Source organism: Micromonospora sp. WMMD737, assembly GCF_049179055.1.
Classification (GTDB): Bacteria; Actinomycetota; Actinomycetes; order Mycobacteriales; family Micromonosporaceae; genus Micromonospora; species Micromonospora reichwaldensis.
Window position 1 is genome coordinate 2,374,709 of the sequence record NZ_JBMHMH010000001.1, and the last position, 16,153, is coordinate 2,390,861.

Genomic DNA, 16,153 nt, shown 5'->3' on the forward strand with positions numbered 1-16,153 from the left:
GACGGGCGGGTGGGTCGGTTCGACCCACCCGCCCGTCTCGGCGTACGTCAGTCGGCGAGCGCGCCCGCCGCCCGTCCCTCGTGCAGGGTCAGGTTGCGCCCGTCGGACGGGTCGAACAGGTGGATCTTCTCCAGGTTGAACCAGACGCGCCGGGTCTGTCCCTCCTCGACCGGGGACTCGGCGGAGAGCCGGGTCACCAGGCTGGCGCCGCCGCCGCTGAAGTCGGCGCCCGCGTCGGCCGCCAGCTCCTCCAGTTCGGCGGCGCTGGCCCGCTCCCCCTCGACGCTGAAGTAGACGTACTTGTCGGAGCCCATGGACTCGACGATGTCGACCGGCGCCTCGAACTCCGCGCCCCGGCGGCGGGTGTCGTCGTCGATCAGCGCGGCGTCCTCGAAGTGCTCCGGCCGGATGCCGAGGATCAGCTCGCGCGGGGCGTCCGCCCCCTCCAGCTCACGCCGGATCCGCTCGCCGATCGGCACGTCGCCCAGCGCCGTACGCAGCGTGCCGTCCTCGACGGCGGCGTGCAGGAAGTTCATCGACGGCGAGCCGATGAAGCCGGCGACGAAGAGGTTGCGCGGGTGGTCGTACAGCTCCTGCGGCGGGCCGACCTGCTGCACCGCGCCGCCCCGCATGATCACCACGCGGTCCCCGAGGGTCATCGCCTCGGTCTGGTCGTGGGTCACGTAGACGGTGGTGGTGCCCAGCTTCTTCTGCAGGCGCGACACGACGGTGCGCATCTGCACCCGCAGTTTGGCGTCCAGGTTGGACAGCGGCTCGTCCATCAGGAACGCCTTGGGCTGCCGGACGATCGCGCGGCCCATCGCGACCCGCTGGCGCTGGCCGCCGGAGAGGTTGGCCGGCTTGCGGTCCAGCAGCGCGGACAGCTCCAGTACCTTTGCCGCCTCCTCGACCTTCCGGTTGATCGTCTCCTTGTCCAGCTTCGCCAGCCGCAGCGGGAACGCCATGTTCTCCCGGACGGTCATGTTCGGGTAGAGGGCGTAGGACTGGAACACCATCGCGATGTCCCGGTCCCGGGGCGCCTTGTCGTTGACCCGCTGGCCGCCGATGCGCAGCTCGCCGGAGCTGATGTCCTCCAGGCCGGCGATCATGTTGAGGGTGGTGGACTTCCCGCAGCCGGACGGGCCGACCAGGATGACGAACTCGCCGTCGGCGATCTCCAGGTCGACGTCGGCCACCGCGACGGTTCCGTCCGGGAACTTCTTGCTCACCTTGTCGAGCACGATGTCAGCCATGAGTACCACCTATCCCTTGACTGCGCCGGAGGTCAGGCCGGAGACGATGCGGCGCTGGAAGAAGAGGACGAACAGGATGATCGGAACGGTGATCACCACGGCGGCGGCGCAGATCGCCCCGGTGGGGTCCTCGAACTGCGACTCGCCGGTGAAGAACGACAGCGCCACCGGCACCGTGCGCGCCCGCTCGGTGGAGGTCAGCGTGATGGCGAAGAGGAAGTCGTTCCAGCAGAAGATGAAGACCAGGATCGCCGTGGTGAACAGTCCGGGCGCGGCGAGCGGGGCGATGACCCGCCGGAACGCCTGGGCCTGGGTGGCGCCGTCCATCTTCGCCGCCTTCTCCAGGTCCCACGGGATCTGCTTGAAGAACGCCGACAGCGTGTAGATCGCCAGCGGCAGCGCGAAGGTGATGTACGGCAGGATCAGGCCCGGCCAGGTGTCGAAGAGGCCGAGCTGCCGCTCGATCTCGAACAGCGGCGACACCAGCGACACCTGCGGGAACATCGCGATCAGCAGGGAGACCCCGACCAGCAGCCGCTTGCCGGGGAAGTCCAGCCGGGAGATCGCGTACGCGGCCATGGCGCCGAGCACCACGGCGATCACGGTGGCGATCAGCGCGATGCCGATCGAGTTGACCAGGGCCCGGACGAACTGGTCGGTCTGGAAGATCGTCCGGTAGTTGTCGAGCGTCCACTCCTGCGGGATGAACTTCCCGTCGGTCAGGGTCGCCGGCGTCTTGAACGACAACGACATGATCCAGAGCACCGGCACCAGCGCGAAGACGACCACGATGGCGTCCAGCAGGCCCCAGCGCAGCTTGGCCCGGGTGGTGGTGTCAGCCATCTCAACGCCTCTCCCCGTCGTCGCTGCCGGGGGCAGCGGTACCGAACAGCTTCACGAAGACGAAGGCGATGATCGCCACGGTGAGGAAGATCAGCACCGACATCGTCGACCCGATGCCGAGGTTCAGGCCCCGGATCAGGTTGTTGTAGGCGAGCATCGACACCGACGAGGTCTCGTTGCCGCCCGCGGTCAGCACGAAGATGTTGTCGAACACCCGGAACGCGTCGAGGGTGCGGAACAGCAGCGCGACCAGGATCGCCGGCTTCATCACCGGCAGCATCACCTTGGTGAAGCGCTGCCAGGAGGTGGCGCCGTCGGTGGAGGCGGCCTTGAGCAGGTCCTCCGGCACCAGGGCGAGGCCGGCCATCAGCAGCAGCGCCATGAACGGCGTGGTCTTCCAGATCTCGGCCAGCATGATGATCGCCAGCGAGCTGGCCCGCTCGGTCAGGGGCGCGCCGTCGCTGAACAGGTTGGCCAGGTAGCCCGTGCCCGGCGTCCACGCGTACCGCCAGGAGAAGGCCGCGACGACCGTGACGATGCCGTACGGGATCAGCGCGGCGGTCCGCACGATGCCCCGGCCGACAAGCGTACGGTGCATGATCAGCGCCAGCCCCATGCCGAGCACCAGCTCGACGGCGACGGTGACCACCGTGATCAGCGCGGTGACCCCGAAGGCCGTCCACCAGAACTCGTTGGTCAGCACGGTGGCGTAGTTCTCCAGCCCGACGAACTGGCGCTCGGCGGGGAAGCGCAGGTCGTAGCGCTGCAACGACAGCCAGACCGAGTAGATGATCGGGTACGCGGTCACCAGCACCATGACCAGCGCGGCGGGTGCGCAGAGCAGCCAGCCCAGCCGGCGCTCGGCCTTCTTGTTCTCGCTCGGTGGGGCCTTGCGGCCCCGACCGGCGCGCTGGGCCGGCACCTTGGCGTCCCGGCGGGGCCGGGCAGCCGTCTCGTCGGCGGCCACGTCGGCGCCGGCCGGCGTGGCGTTGACGCTCATGCCGCCACCTCCGGGCGGTCGGCGTCGAGTCGCCGGGTGCGCTGGCTCACGGCAGGACCCCCTTCGATTCGAGGGCGTCGGCGATGGCGTCGCGCAGCTCGTCGGCGGTCTGCTCGGGCCGGATCGCCGACGGCGGCGAAAGGATCGCCGACATGACGGTGGAGATGCTCTGGTACGCCGGGGTCAGCGGCCGGACCGCCGGCTCCTTGAGCTCTTCGAGGATGGTGTCCCGCATCGGGTACGCCTCGGCCATCTCCGGGTCGGCGTAGACCTTCTCGATGGTCGGCGGCACGCCGTCGTTGACCGCGGAGAACTTCTGGTTCTTCTCGTTGCGGATGCAGCGGGCCGCCTCGAAGGACTCCTCGGGGTGCTTCGAGTAGGCGCTGACCGCCATGTTGATCCCGCCGATGGTGACCTTGCTAGGCGTGTTCTCGTCGATGCCCGGGACACGGGCCCAGCCGACCTTCTTCGCCAGCTCCGGGTCGGCCTCCTGCAGCGCCGGGTAGACGAACGGCCAGTTGACCTGGAACGCGCCGTCGCCGGACTGGAACTCCAGCCGGACCGGGTCCTCGGTGGCGTTGCTGAACGACGGCGACGTCACGCCCGACGTGGCGAAGCGCTGGAGCTGCTCCAGCGCCCGCACGGTGCCCTCGTCCATGACGGCCTGCTTACCGTCGTCGCTGAGGATCTTGCCGCCGGCACTCTCGGCGAGGGTGTTGTAGAGGACGACGAGGCCCTCGTACTGGGCGCCCATGGTGAGCACCTGGTGCGGCTTGCCCTGCTGCTTCAGCTCCTGGGCGGTGGAGATCATCTGGTCCCACGTCTTCGGCGGCTGCGGCACGAGGTCCTTGCGGTACCAGAGCAGCTGGACGTTGGTGTTCTTCGGCGCGCCGTAGAGCTTGTCCTCGTAGCGCGCCGTCTCCAGCGGGCCGGCGAGGGTGCCCTGCTCGACCTCCGCCCGGTCCTGACCGGTCCACTCCCTGATCCAGTCGGCGCTGGCGAACTCCTGGGTCCAGGTCACGTCGAGGCCGAGGACGTCCATGCCGCTGTCCTGGGCGGCCAGCCGGCGGACCATCTGCACCCGCTGGTCGTCGGCCTGCCGGGGCAGCACCCGGTAGGCGATCTTGTAGCGCCCCTGGGCCTGCGCGTTGCAGTCGTCGACGACCTTCTGCAGGTTCTGCTCCGGCGGGTAGTACAGGTTGATCGTGGGTGTGCCGCCGTCCCCGCCGGAACCGCAAGCGGCCGCCATCGGTGCCACCAGCGTCAACGCCGCGGCGGCAGCCACCGCGCGCACGCGTGGCCGCCGTCGGCGTCCGGCCTTGTCAGGGTCGCTCATCACCCCTCCCCTCGTGTCGGCCAAGACCGGGGAGAAGCTCCGCGCCCCGGCGCACGGCGAGCCGTTCGGGCCGTCTGACCAGCGGTTGCGTCGCCCGGACGTTTCGTGGCCCCAACACTGCCCGACCTGCGAAGTTGCGAAACCTGACGCTGCTGGGACGGCAACGGCGGCACCGGCTGTGGCGCGGATCACCGCCGTGCGGGCCGGCCCGGTCGCCCGTAGGCTCGACCGATGGACGCCACCTTCTTCCTCGACCCGGCCTGCCCGTGGACCTGGCGCACCTCCCGCTGGCTCGTCGCGGTCGCCGACGCCCGGGGCCTGCACATCGAGTGGCGGGCGTTCAGCCTGGCCATTCTCAACTCGGGCGGGGTGCCGCCGGAGTACGCCGACGCGATGACCGCCTCCAGCCGGGCGCTGCGGCTGGTGGAGGCGCTGCGCGCCGAGGGCCGCCACGACGACGTCGCCCGGTTCTACGCCGAGGTCGGCGCGCGCAGCCACGACGCGGGCAACCCGCTGTCGGCGAAGATCGTGGACGCGGCCGTCGAGGCGGCGGGCCTGGGAGCCGCCGCGCCGGCGCTCGACGACGACCGCTGGGACGAGGCGGTACGCGAGTCGCACGCCCTGGCGTACGCCTCGGCCGGCCCGGACATCGGCGCGCCGGTGCTCATGGTCCCGGGCGCCGAGCGGGGCATCCACGGCCCGATCCTGACCGAGGTCCCCGGCACCGACGACGCCCTGACGATCTGGGACTCGCTGCTACCCCTGATCCGGATGCCGGCCTTCCACGAGGTCAAGCGCGCCCGCCACTGACCTGCGGCGTCGCCTTGCCGGGCCGGCGGCCGTCGCCTGCCCCGGGCCTGCGGCGGTCGACTGCCCCGCGCCTACGGCGTCGCCTTCCCGGGCCGGCGGTAGTCGGCTGCCCCGGGCCTACGGCGTCGCCTTCCCGGGCCGGCGGTAGTCGGCTGCCCCGGGTCTGCGGCAGTCGCCTGTTCGGGTCTTCCCGGGCGAGGCGCCTCGCCTGCTCGGCGCGGCCGGCCCGGTCAGGGCCCGACCCGGCGCCGGTTGATCGTCGCGCGCACCAGCAGCACCACCCAGCCGATCGCGGCGAGCGCGCCGGCCCCTGCCAGCCCGGAGAAGAGCAGCCAGGTGTCGCCGCCTCGGGCGGCGAAGACGCCCCGGCGGGCACCTGTGTCGCGGGCCGCCACGGTGGTCCCCTGGGTCAGCCGGTCCGGCCCGTCGTAGACGATGACGTCGTGCCGCGGCGCTCCGCCCCCGTCCGGGACGAAGTCGCCGTACCAGACGCAGTCGCGGCTGCACCTCTCGTGCAGGGCGGTGAACGTGCCCGCCGTGCCGCTACCGGACTTCGCCTGCCAGGCCGGGGCGACGTCGGGTACGCCGAGGGCCAGCCCGAGGAGGGCGAGGAACGGAAGCCCGGCCCAGAGCAGGATTTTCCTCCCCCAACCAGCCGCTCCATCCGCCACGACCACACCGTAACAAGATCGCCCCACCCCCGGCCCCGCCTCGTTGATCATGAGGCTGGCGTGGCGATTCATCCGTTTCGTCTCGGCCGATCTCATGATCGGCGTCGGGCGTGCCCCGGGCCGGTCGGTCCGCCCCGATCGGTGGGTTCTCGCGGGAACCCCCGCCGCCGCCGGTTGCGTTGGGCAGGATCGTTGCCAACGAGGAGGTGCCGTCGTGCAGGACACCCGCGCTCTCGCCCTGACGTTCGAGGTGAGTGGCCTGCCACCGGTCAGGACCGAGGCGCTGTCCGTCTTCGCCGCCGGGCACCGGCAGGCGACGAGGGTCCGCGCCCTGCTCGAGGCGGCCTGCGAAGCGGCCCAGCGCGCCGGCTGGACGCCGCTGTCGGGGCCGATCGAGGTGGACCTCGTGCTGCGCTGCCCGCCCGGGCACCGCACCTCCGACGCCAGCACCCTGCTGGGCGGGGTGTGCGCGGTGCTCCAGGACAAGAAGCGGGTGGCCAGCATCGGCCTGGCCCACCTCGGCGTCCTGGTGGACGTCGCCCTCTACGACGACGACCGGCAGATCCGCCGGCTGTCGTACGCGCAGGAGCCGGCGGAGCAGTTCTCGTACCGGGTACGGGTGGCCGCCGTACCGCACGGGGTTTGACCGACGGCCGCGGTGGGGTACCGCGGACGCCGACGAAGGGAGCGCCGATGTCGGAGCCACATGTCACGCTGGACCCTCGCGGGCTCGATCCCGTGCAGCAGAAGCTGCAGGGCCCGCTGGAGGACCAGTTGACCTCGGCGTTGCAGGCCGCCACCGAACGGGTCAGCGCCAGCTACGCCGGTGAGCCGGTGGAGCAGGTCTGCCAGCGGCTGCTCGACGAGACGCGCTCGGGGCTGCACCCGGACATCGCCGCCGGCTTCAACCCCGACATGGACGAGTTCTGCCGGGTGGCGGTGGCGATCGTGCGCCGGGAGACCTCCTGAGGCGTACGCCCCGCCGCTGCCGCCCGCCCCGGGTCCGGTGGCGGGCGGTCCCACGCTGCAGGGCGCCCGACGGGCTGGACGGCCGGCACCGGGTGGCACCGGTCGGTCATGCTCGAAGACATGATCCGGTCTGTGCTCAACGTGCTGTGGCTCATCTTCGGCGGCGGCATCGTCCTCGCCGCCGGCTACGGCATCGCCGCGCTGATCTGCTTCGTCCTGGTGGTCACGATCCCGTTCGGCGTCGCGTCGCTCCGGCTCGCGGTCTACTCGCTGTGGCCGTTCGGGCGCACCGTCGTGCCCAAGCCCGGCGCCGGGATCGCCTCCGGGCTGGCCAACGTCCTCTGGGTGGTGCTCGCGGGCTGGTGGCTGGCCCTGTCCCACGTCCTGGCCGGTGTCGCGCTGTGCCTCACGGTCATCGGCATTCCGTTCGGGATCGCCAACTTCAAGCTCGTTCCCGCCGCGATCTGGCCCCTCGGACGCGAGGTCGTCGACGCCCCGTGACGTGCCCGGCAACGTTCGTTACCGGCCGGGCCGCCACGTCCCGGGCCGAGCCGGCGGGAGCTGCCCGCGCCCTGCCGCCCTCCGCAGGGCTCGGCCGCAGCGGCCCGCGACGGTGATCAGCCGGCGCAGTCAGGCGACCAGTGGGCCCACCCGCCGGCGCGCTGACGCGCCGGTCACCGAATCGAATGGCGATGCCCACGGTGGCGCTCCGCGACGGGGGGATTTTCCGTCGTTTAGCGGCGCTCTGCGACGGCGGGCCTTCCGCCGTCAGGCGGCGCGGCGGAGAGGCGATTCGCCGAGGGTGTCAGGACCGGGGCCGCAACTCCCCGGTCCTGTCCCCAGCCGTCCGGCGTCGTAACGGACGCACCGCGTGAGCGCGTGGGCGTGGCACGCCGCCCACGCCGGGCTCGACGCGGCGAGCCTGCCGCCTGCACTCAGCTCCGTGTGCCCGGCAACCGGACGTCGGCACGCTCCCGGCCCACCCCGAAGGGCCGTGAGCGCCGAATCAGGCTAGGCGTGCCGCCGGGGCCCGGACAAGGACGAGCCGGGGCCGGGCGGCGTGATTGATGTCAAGGTGGAAAAGCGGCATGTCGACGTAACACGCCCCTCGGGGCCAACGCTGTTTCCCGTCGAGGCGACCATTGTGTCCGGTACGCCGCCGCCGCTTTCCGGCGGCCCGGCCGGGGCTCTTTAGCGGCGCAGCCGCGGCTGCGCCGGCCGCGGCTTTCCGACGGCCCGGCCGCGGCTCCCCGACGGCCCGGCCGCAGCTTCCCGGCGGCGCAGCCGCGGCTCAGAAGTGGCGCAGCAGTTCGGGAAACGCGGACAGCCTCAGCACGCCTGGGTCGGCCGGGTCCAGCTCGTCGTGCTCCAGCACCCAGGTGTTGTCGTTGGGGATGAACACGGCGTTCAGCCCGGCGGCGCGGGCGGGCAGGATGTCGGACTTCGGGGAGTTGCCGATCATCCACGTGACGGCGGGGTCGACGCCGTGTTCCCGGACCAGCCAACGGTAGGTGTCGACGTCCTTCTCCGGCACGATGTGCGCGGCCCGGAAGTGGTGCAGCAGACCGCAGGCGTCGAGCTTGCGCTGCTGCTCCTCGCGTTCGCCCTTGGTCAGCAGCAGCAGGTGGTGCCGGGCGGCCAGGACGTCCAGCGCCTCGGCCACCCCGGGCATCAACTCCACCTGGTGCGCGACCAGGGCCGCCGCCAGCTCCTCGATCTCGCGCCGCTCCGCCTCGGTCGCGGGCCGCTGCCGCAGCCGCTCCAGGCACTCCCCCAGGCTGCGCAGGAACACCTTGCTGCCGTAGCCGTGCGCAACCGCGTTGGCCCGCTCGATGTCGTCCAGGATGGCCCGGGTCTCGGCCCGGTCGAGGGTCGGATGGTCCAGCCACTCCAGGAAGTCGTCGATCACCCGCTCGAACAGGACGTTGTTCTCCCAGAGCGTGTCGTCGGCGTCGAAGACGAGCACCTGCCCGTCGCGGCGGCGAATCGCGTTCCCCATGCCTCCCCGTCCCCTCCCCGCGATGCGACTCCGGGCCGTGCGGGAGGCGCACCCAGCTGATCTTGGACAGTTACCGTGCGGTGCGCACCGTAACTGTCCAAGATTCCGAGCGGCAAGCGAGTTGCGAGCGGTCGGCGGGCGGCCGGGTCGGGGTTGGGCTGCGGGGTCAGGGGGCGGTGAACACAGCGGACATGATCATTTCCTCGCGCTGTTCCTGAACGTCCGGGCGCAGCCGCCCACCCCGCGTCAGCATGACCGTACCGTGCAGCAGCGCCCACCCGACCTCGGCAAGGGTGTCGGGGTCGCGGCCGGCAGCCAGTGGCGTCAGGGCCGCGCGCAGCTCGGCGGAGGCCGCCCGGGGCGCCCCGGGCCCCGGGTCGCGGCCCAGCGTGAGGTCCGAGGTGTGCGCGAGCATCGCGTCGTAGACCTCGGGACTGGCGTACGCGAAGTCCAGGTAGGCCGTCACCACGGCCGGCCACTGCCCGCGTTCGCCTCCGGTGGCGGTGTCCCGGGCGGCGGCGAGCGCGGCGGCCAGGTCGGCGAAGCCGAGCACCGCCACGGCGGACATCAGCGCGGCCGGGTCCGGGAAGCGACGGTAGAGGGCCTCGATGTCGATCCCGGTCCGCTCGGCCAACCGGCGGTGGGTCACCGCCGCCCATCCCTCGGCCTCGGCCAGCTGTCGGGTGGCCAGGACGAGACGCTCCCGCTCGGCCGGCGCGGCGTCTGCTTCCTCTACTGGCGACACGCCGCCGATGCTAACGACCGTCACCGCCCGTGAGGCATCCGCGACGGATTGACGACTCTGCCCCCGGCGCATCGCCATCGCCATCGCCATCGCCAGAGATCTTGGTACCGGAGCGCCCCCCAGAGGGACCGGTTCCTGCCAAGATCTGCCCCGTTCGCCTCGCCGTGCCGTGACCGTTCGGGGAACGGGCCGGCACGGCGGGCACGGCCCCGCCCGGGTCAGCGGCGCAGGGTGAGGATCAGGTCGGCGACCAGGGCCGTCCAGCCGGTCTGGTGCCAGGCGCCCAGCCCGGCGCCGTTGTCGCCGTGGAAGTACTCGGGGAAGCAGATCAGGTCCCGCCAGTCCGGGTGGGTCTGGAAGAGCTGGGCGGCGCCGTAGATCGGCCGCCGGCCCCAGCCGTCGCGGGTGAACAGCGAGATCAGCCGCGCGGAGAGGTCGTCGGCGATCTCGTCGAGGGTCCGCTTCACCCCCGACCGCGTCGGATACTCCACCTGGAGGTCGTCGCCGAAGAAGGCGGCGTAGTCGCGCAGCGCGCTGATCAGCAGGAAGTTGGTCGGCATCCAGATCGGGCCGCGCCAGTTCGAGTTGCCCCCGAACAGGCCGCTCGTCGACTCGGCCGGCTCGTAGCCGACGCTGAACTCCTGGCCGCCGAGGGTCACCGAGAACGGCTTGTCGAGGTGTGCCCGGGACAGGGTGCGCAGGCCGTACTCGGAGAGGAACTCGTCGGTGTCGAGCATCCGGGCGAGCAGCCGGGCGATCTGCTCCGGGCCGACCATGGACAGCAGCCGGTGTTGGCGGCCGTCGGGGCCGAGCCGGCGGGCGCCGATGACGTCGGCGTACTCGGGGCGGTTGGCGAGGAACCAGCGCAGCCGGGCGTGCAGCTCGGGCAGCCGGTGCAGAGTGTGGGCGGTGAGCCGGGTCGTCGCGGCCAGGGGCAGCAGGCCGACGACCGAGCGGACCTTCAGGGGCACCTTCGAGCCGTCGGCGAGGCGCAGCACGTCGTAGAAGAACGCGTCCTCGGCGTCCCACAGGCCCTGCTCGTACGCGGCGGCGGCGATGTAGGCGAAGTGCTCGAAGAACTTGGTGGCGGTGTCGACCCAGGTGCGGTCGTGCTCGGCCAGCACGACGGCGATGTCCAGCAGGTTCAGCGCGTACATGCCCATCCAGCCGGTGCCGTCGGACTGCTCCAGCACCCCGGCCACGGGCAGCGCCGCCGACCGGTCGAACGGGCCGACGTTGTCCAGCCCGAGGAAGCCGCCCTCGAAGACGTTGTTGCCGCCGGTGTCCTTGCGGTTGACCCACCAGGTGAAGTTGAGCAGCAACTTGTGCATCACCCGGGCCAGGAAGTCGTGGTCCCGGCTGCCGTCGATCTCGAAGACCTTCAGCGCCGCCCACGCGTGCACCGGCGGGTTCACGTCGCCGAACGCCCACTCGTACGCCGGAATCTGGCCGTTGGGGTGCAGGTACCACTCGCGGAGCAGGAGCAGCAGTTGTTCCTTGGCGAAGCCGGGGTCGACCCGGGCGATGCTGACGCAGTGGAAGGCCAGGTCCCAGGCCGCGTACCAGGGATATTCCCACGGGTCGGGCATGGAGATCACGTCGAAGCTCGTCATGTGCCACCAGGCGCTGTTGCGCCCGTGCCGGCGGCCCGGGGGCGGGGGCGCGGAGCCGGGATCGCCCTCCAGCCAGCGCTTGACGTCGAAGTGGTAGAACTGCTTGCCCCACATGAGCCCGGCGATCGCCTGCCGGGCGATGAGGGTCTCGTCCGGTGTCGCGGCGGCCGGGATGACGCCGGCGAAGAACCGGTTCGCCTCCGCCCGCCGGGCCCACACCACCGCGTCGAAGCCGTCACCCAGGTCCGCCGGCGGGGGCGGGGCGCCGCCGGGCGGTGGGGCGGTACGGGTCAGCCGCAGCCGGATCCGCCGCTGCGCCCCGGCTGGCACGTCCAGCACGTAGTGCAGTGCGCCCTTGGTGCCCTCCCGGTCCGGGTTGACCGTCGGGGCGCCGTCGACCACGTGGTCGTTGATGCCGTCCTTCGGGTAGGCGGAGCGGCCGGGCAGCCCCCAGAGCCGCTCGGCGTTGGTGTCGTTGTCGCAGAGCAGCGGCGTGGGCTCCCCGTCGCCCTCCAGCAGCAGCTGGCCGAGCACCCGGTGCTCGCCGACGAGCCGCGATCCCTCGCCGACCAGCCGGGGCACCCGGTCGCCGCCGGGCAGCCCCCAGGCCCAGGTGTTGCGGAACCAGAGGGTGGGCAGCACGTGCAGGGTGGCCGCCCGGTCGCCCCGGTTGGCGACGGTGACGACGACGCACAGGTCCGTCGGGGTGGCCTTGGCGTAGTCGACGGTCACCGCCCAGTACCGGTCGTCGTCGAAGATGCCGGTGTCGACCAGCTCGTACTCGGTGTCGTCCCGGCCGCGCAGCGCGTTCACCGCGACCAGTTCGTCGTACGGGAAGGCGGCCTGCGGGTAGTGGTAGCGCCAGCGCATCCACGAGTGGGTGGGGGTGGAGTCCTCGTACCACCAGTACTCCTTGGCGTCCTCGCCGTGGTTGCCGCCGTCGCCGCCGAGGCCGAACATCCGCTCCTTGAGGATCGGGTCCCTGCCGTTCCACAGGGCGAGGGCGAAGCAGAACGTCTGCCGGTCGTCGCAGACGCCCGCCATGCCGTCCTCGCTCCAGCGGTAGGCTCTGGACCGCGCGTGGTCGTGCGGGAAGTAGTCCCAGGCCGTACCGTGCTCGCTGTAGTCCTCCCGCACCGTCCCCCACGCCCGCTCGGACAGATAGGGACCCCATGCGCGCCAGTCCTGTTCCCCGGCGTCGGCCTGAGCCAGCCGGAGCCGTTCGGGGTCGGGCGCGGAGTCGTCGGGGGGCGGCACGTCGGTGATCACTCGGACATCTTCGACGCCGCCGGGGGACTTCACCACAGGAGCCATTCTCGTCGTGGTGTGTTCCACGCCGCCGCCGGTGGAGGAAAGTTGATCGACATTCGTTTCGGTCCGCAGCTCTGCGGCGACCTGTCCGCCGGGGCCGCCCGGGAGTGGCTGGTCACCGACGGTCTGGGCGGCTACGCCACCGGCACGGTCAGCGGGCTGCGCACCCGCCGGTACCACGGGCTGCTCGTGGTGGCCGGCGAGACGCCGGCGTCCCGCCGCGTGGGACTGGTCGGCCTGGACCCGGCCGTGCTGTTCCCCTCCGGCGCCCAGGTGCGCCTGGGCGCGCACGAGTGGGCCTCCGGTGACGTCGACCCGCGCGGCTTCGAGCTGCTGGAGCGCTTCGACCTGATCGACGGCCTGCCCCGGTGGCGCTGGCGCGTCGGCGACGTGGTGATCGAGCGGGAGCTGGCGATGACGCACGGCCGCTCCTGCGTGGCCGTCGTGCACCGGCTCGTCTCCGGCGGGCCGGTGCGGCTCGAACTCGCGGCGGCCTGCACCTGGCGGGACGCGCACGGCGAGCGCCGCGCCGACGGGCCGGCCCTGCGGGTGGAGCCGGTGCCGGGCGGGGCGGTGGTCGAGGGCGCGTTCCGGCTCGCCGGGCCGGACTGGACCCCGCAGGGACAGTGGTGGCTCGGCGCGCACCACCGGGAGGAGGCGGCGCGGGGCCTCAACCCCGACGAGGACCTCTGGTACGCGGGCCGGTTCTCGGGCGAGCTGGAGCGCCCGGGCGACACGGTGTCGGTGCTCGCCTGGGCCGGCGAGCTGGCCGAGGAGCCGCCGCCGGCGACCGAGGTGGTCGCGGCGGCCCGGGCCCGCAACCGGCGGATGGTGGCCGCGGCGAAGCCGGCCGACCCGGTCGAGGCGACGCTCGCGCTGGCCGCCGACGCGTTCGTGGTCCGCACCTCCACCGGACCGGACGTGGTGGCCGGCTACCCGTGGTTCGGCGCCTGGTCGCGGGACACGATGATCTCCTACGAGGGGCTGTTCCTCTGCACCAACCGGGCCGACGAGGGCCGGGAGCTGCTGCGGGCGTACGCGGCGACGCTGTCGGAGGGGATGCTCGCCAACACCGCCGACACCGGGCGGGTCGAGTACAACACCGTCGACGCGACCCTGTGGTTCCTGCACGCGGTCAGCCGGCACGTCACCGTCACCGGCGACACCGACCTCGGCGACGAGCTGCTGCCCGCGCTGCACGGGGTGGTCGACGCGCACCTGGCCGGCACCCGCTTCGGCATCGCCGTCGACCCGGCCGACGGGCTGCTCACCCAGGGCGGCACCCCGGGCACGGCGCTGACCTGGATGGACGCCCGGGTGTACGGGGTGCCGGTCACCCCGCGTACGGGCAAGCCGGTGGAGGTCAACGCGCTCTGGGTCAACGGGCTGGCCGGCCTGGCCGAGCTGACCGAGCTGGCGGGGCGGGACGCGGGCGAGCTGTGGCGGCTGCACGAGCGGGCCGGCGCCGCGTTCCGGCACCGGTTCCCGGCCCCGACGGGCTGGCTGCACGACGTGGTGGACGCGCCCGCGCCGGCGTACCCGCTGGGTGGGGCCGCGCAGCACGACGACGACCTGCTGCGCCCCAACCAGCTGCTGGCCTGGTCGCTGCCGTACGCCCCGCTGGAGCCCGACGAGCCCACCGTGCGCCGGGTCGCCGCCGGGCTGCTCACCCCGCTGGGCCCGCGCAGCCTCGCCCCCGACGCGTCCGAGTTCGTCGGGCGGCACCGGGGCGGTCCGGCCGAGCGGGACGGCGCCTACCACCAGGGCACCGTCTGGCCGTGGCTGCTCGGCCCGTACGCCGACGCCGCCCGGCGGGCCAAGATGCCGGTCGATGACCTTTTCGTCGGCATCGAGACACATCTGACCGAATATGGCCTAGGATCGGTGAGTGAGACGGCCGACGGCCTCGCGCCGCACGCCGCCACCGGGTGCCCGTTCCAGGCGTGGTCGGTCGCCGAACTGCTGCGCGCCCGCAGGAACGGCCGGTAGCGCTTTACACGACCGCAACGGCGGCGTCTCCGGCGGTTAGCCAGCCGCCAGCAGGATGGGTCCCGTTCCAGTCCCGACTGTCGCGGGCACCGCTCCGGTGCCGCCTGGCGTGCACTCGGGGACAACTCAAGGGGGCCGCATTGTCACCTGACGCCGACGTGATCGACATCCATCCCGCCCGGCGACAGCGGGTGCTGATGCTCTCCTGGGAGTACCCGCCGGTCCTCGTCGGCGGGCTCGGCCGGCACGTGCACGCCCTCTCCGTCGCCCTGGCCGCCGCCGGCCACGAGGTCACCGTCGTCACCCGACACAGCGAAGGCGCACCCCTCGAGGAGTACGCCGACGGCGTCCGCATCGTCCGCGCCGCCGAAGACCCCGTCACCTTCCCCCTGGCCACCTCCTCCCTGCTCGCCTGGACCATGGCCTTCAACCACACCCTCACCCGCGCCGCCCTACGCGCCACCGAGGCCGGCTCCTACGACGTCGTCCACGCCCACGACTGGCTCGTCGCCCACACCGCCATGACCCTGCGCGAACACCTCGACATCCCCCTCGTCAGCACCATCCACGCCACCGAGGCCGGCCGACACCAGGGCTGGCTGCCCGAGGAGATGAACCGCACCATCCACGGCGTCGAACACTGGCTGAGCAACGCCTCCGCCCGGGTGATCGTCTGCTCCGGCTACATGCGCGAGCAGGTCGCCACGCTCTTCGACGTGCCGGCCGGGCAGGTCGACGTGGTGCCCAACGGGGTCGACGACCGGGCCTGGCGCGCCCGGCCGGGGGCGGTCACCACCGCCCGGGCCCGGTTCGCCGGCGACGGCCCGCTCGTCGGGTACGCCGGCCGGCTGGTCTACGAGAAGGGCGTGCAGCACCTGGTGCACGCCGTGCCGTACCTGCGCGACCGGCACCCCGGGCTGCGGGTGGTGATCGCGGGCGACGGCCCCTACCGCGGCGAGTTGGAGGAGGAGACCCGCCGCCTCGGGCTCGGGCAGACCGTACGCTTCGCGGGATTCCTGGACTCGACCCGGCTCCCGGCGCTGCTCGGCGCCACCGACGCGACAGTGGTGCCCAGCCTCTACGAGCCGTTCGGGATGGTGGCCCTGGAGGCCGCGGCGGCCGGTGCGCCGCTGGCCGTGGCCCGCACCGGCGGCCTCGCCGAGATCGTCGAGCCGGGCGTGACCGGGGTGACCTTCCCGCACAGCGACCCGGGCGCCCTCGGCGAGGCAGTCGACCAGCTCCTCGGCGACGAGGTCTTCGCCCGGCGGGTGGCCCGGCGGGCGCGCGCCATGGTCGGCCGCCACTACGGCTGGACGACCATCGCCGCCCGGACCGCCGGCACGTACGCGACGGTCGGCCGGGAGCACGGCCCGACGCAGGCCCGGCGCGCCGCCGCCCGGCTCGGCGGGGCCCGCCAGAAGATCACCATCCCGGAGGGGAACCTGCTCGCGGTCGGCGGCGCCGTCCGCTGAGCGGGCCGTCGCCGCCTCCCCGCCGTCCGGTGGCCGACAGACCGGCCCCGTCCGCCGCCCGGCAAGGGCATACTTCCTGCCGGTGCGGCAGATCCACCCATCCCTCTCCGCCACCGTCCCCGGTGGACCGTCCGGGCGATGC

At 72.7% G+C, this 16,153-nt stretch carries 14 protein-coding genes; 6 read left to right on the top strand and 8 right to left on the bottom strand.

Annotation, left to right across the window (positions count from 1 at the left end):
- Window positions 1-47: 47 nt before the first annotated feature.
- From ACN27A_RS09345 to ACN27A_RS09360, 4 genes are read right to left on the bottom strand one after another with little or no spacing between them, the layout of a single operon-like run.
- A complete protein-coding gene (locus tag ACN27A_RS09345) occupies window positions 48-1,253 on the bottom strand; it encodes an ABC transporter ATP-binding protein (protein WP_421451519.1) in 1,206 nt (401 codons plus the stop codon).
- Window positions 1,254-1,262: 9 nt separating this feature from the next.
- Window positions 1,263-2,096: a carbohydrate ABC transporter permease gene (locus ACN27A_RS09350; protein ID WP_121400801.1), complete on the bottom strand. Its 834-nt coding sequence runs from the start codon at window positions 2,094-2,096 to the stop codon at window positions 1,263-1,265.
- 1 nt (window position 2,097) lies between these two features.
- Window positions 2,098-3,096 carry a carbohydrate ABC transporter permease gene (locus ACN27A_RS09355; protein WP_421451523.1) on the bottom strand — a complete coding sequence of 333 codons (999 nt, stop codon included), beginning with the start codon at window positions 3,094-3,096 and terminating at the stop codon, window positions 2,098-2,100.
- A gap of 46 nt (window positions 3,097-3,142) precedes the next feature.
- On the bottom strand, window positions 3,143-4,432 hold the full coding sequence (locus ACN27A_RS09360; RefSeq protein ID WP_421451524.1) for an ABC transporter substrate-binding protein: 1,290 nt from the start codon (window positions 4,430-4,432) through the stop codon (window positions 3,143-3,145).
- A gap of 231 nt (window positions 4,433-4,663) precedes the next feature.
- On the opposite strand from ACN27A_RS09360, the gene ACN27A_RS09365 reads away from it, so the two are divergent.
- Window positions 4,664-5,242, top strand: coding sequence for a DsbA family protein (locus ACN27A_RS09365; RefSeq protein ID WP_421451527.1), 579 nt, complete (start codon window positions 4,664-4,666; stop codon window positions 5,240-5,242).
- Between the two features lie 230 nt (window positions 5,243-5,472).
- On the opposite strand, the gene ACN27A_RS09370 is transcribed toward ACN27A_RS09365, so the two are convergent.
- Entirely contained in the window at window positions 5,473-5,913 is a 441-nt protein-coding gene (locus ACN27A_RS09370; protein ID WP_421451529.1) for a hypothetical protein, read from the bottom strand.
- A 214-nt stretch (window positions 5,914-6,127) separates the two neighbouring features.
- Here ACN27A_RS09370 and ACN27A_RS09375 point away from each other — a divergent pair, with 214 nt between their 5' ends.
- The 3 genes from ACN27A_RS09375 to ACN27A_RS09385 all read left to right on the top strand — a co-directional run bounded on the left by ACN27A_RS09375 (window position 6,128) and on the right by ACN27A_RS09385 (window position 7,383).
- On the top strand, window positions 6,128-6,559 hold the full coding sequence (locus ACN27A_RS09375) for a hypothetical protein (protein WP_421451531.1): 432 nt from the start codon (window positions 6,128-6,130) through the stop codon (window positions 6,557-6,559).
- 47 nt (window positions 6,560-6,606) lie between these two features.
- Window positions 6,607-6,882 carry a hypothetical protein gene (locus ACN27A_RS09380; protein ID WP_421451532.1) on the top strand — a complete coding sequence of 92 codons (276 nt, stop codon included), beginning with the start codon at window positions 6,607-6,609 and terminating at the stop codon, window positions 6,880-6,882.
- A gap of 120 nt (window positions 6,883-7,002) precedes the next feature.
- Complete coding sequence (locus ACN27A_RS09385) at window positions 7,003-7,383, top strand: YccF domain-containing protein (protein ID WP_421451535.1); 381 nt, start codon at window positions 7,003-7,005, stop codon at window positions 7,381-7,383.
- A gap of 790 nt (window positions 7,384-8,173) precedes the next feature.
- Here the strand turns inward: ACN27A_RS09385 and ACN27A_RS09390 are convergent.
- The 3 genes from ACN27A_RS09390 to ACN27A_RS09400 form a co-directional block, all read right to left on the bottom strand.
- On the bottom strand, window positions 8,174-8,881 hold the full coding sequence (locus ACN27A_RS09390; RefSeq protein ID WP_421451538.1) for an HAD family hydrolase: 708 nt from the start codon (window positions 8,879-8,881) through the stop codon (window positions 8,174-8,176).
- Window positions 8,882-9,047: 166 nt separating this feature from the next.
- Window positions 9,048-9,626, bottom strand: coding sequence for a TetR/AcrR family transcriptional regulator (locus ACN27A_RS09395; protein WP_421451541.1), 579 nt, complete (start codon window positions 9,624-9,626; stop codon window positions 9,048-9,050).
- A 218-nt stretch (window positions 9,627-9,844) separates the two neighbouring features.
- Window positions 9,845-12,553 (bottom strand): MGH1-like glycoside hydrolase domain-containing protein, encoded by a 2,709-nt coding sequence (locus ACN27A_RS09400; protein ID WP_421451544.1) that lies wholly within the window; start codon window positions 12,551-12,553, stop codon window positions 9,845-9,847.
- 42 nt (window positions 12,554-12,595) lie between these two features.
- On the opposite strand from ACN27A_RS09400, the gene ACN27A_RS09405 reads away from it, so the two are divergent.
- Both ACN27A_RS09405 and ACN27A_RS09410 read left to right on the top strand, forming a co-directional pair.
- Window positions 12,596-14,539 carry an amylo-alpha-1,6-glucosidase gene (locus ACN27A_RS09405; protein WP_421451547.1) on the top strand — a complete coding sequence of 648 codons (1,944 nt, stop codon included), beginning with the start codon at window positions 12,596-12,598 and terminating at the stop codon, window positions 14,537-14,539.
- A 140-nt stretch (window positions 14,540-14,679) separates the two neighbouring features.
- Window positions 14,680-16,011: a glycosyltransferase family 4 protein gene (locus tag ACN27A_RS09410; RefSeq protein WP_421451549.1), complete on the top strand. Its 1,332-nt coding sequence runs from the start codon at window positions 14,680-14,682 to the stop codon at window positions 16,009-16,011.
- Window positions 16,012-16,153 lie beyond the last annotated feature (142 nt).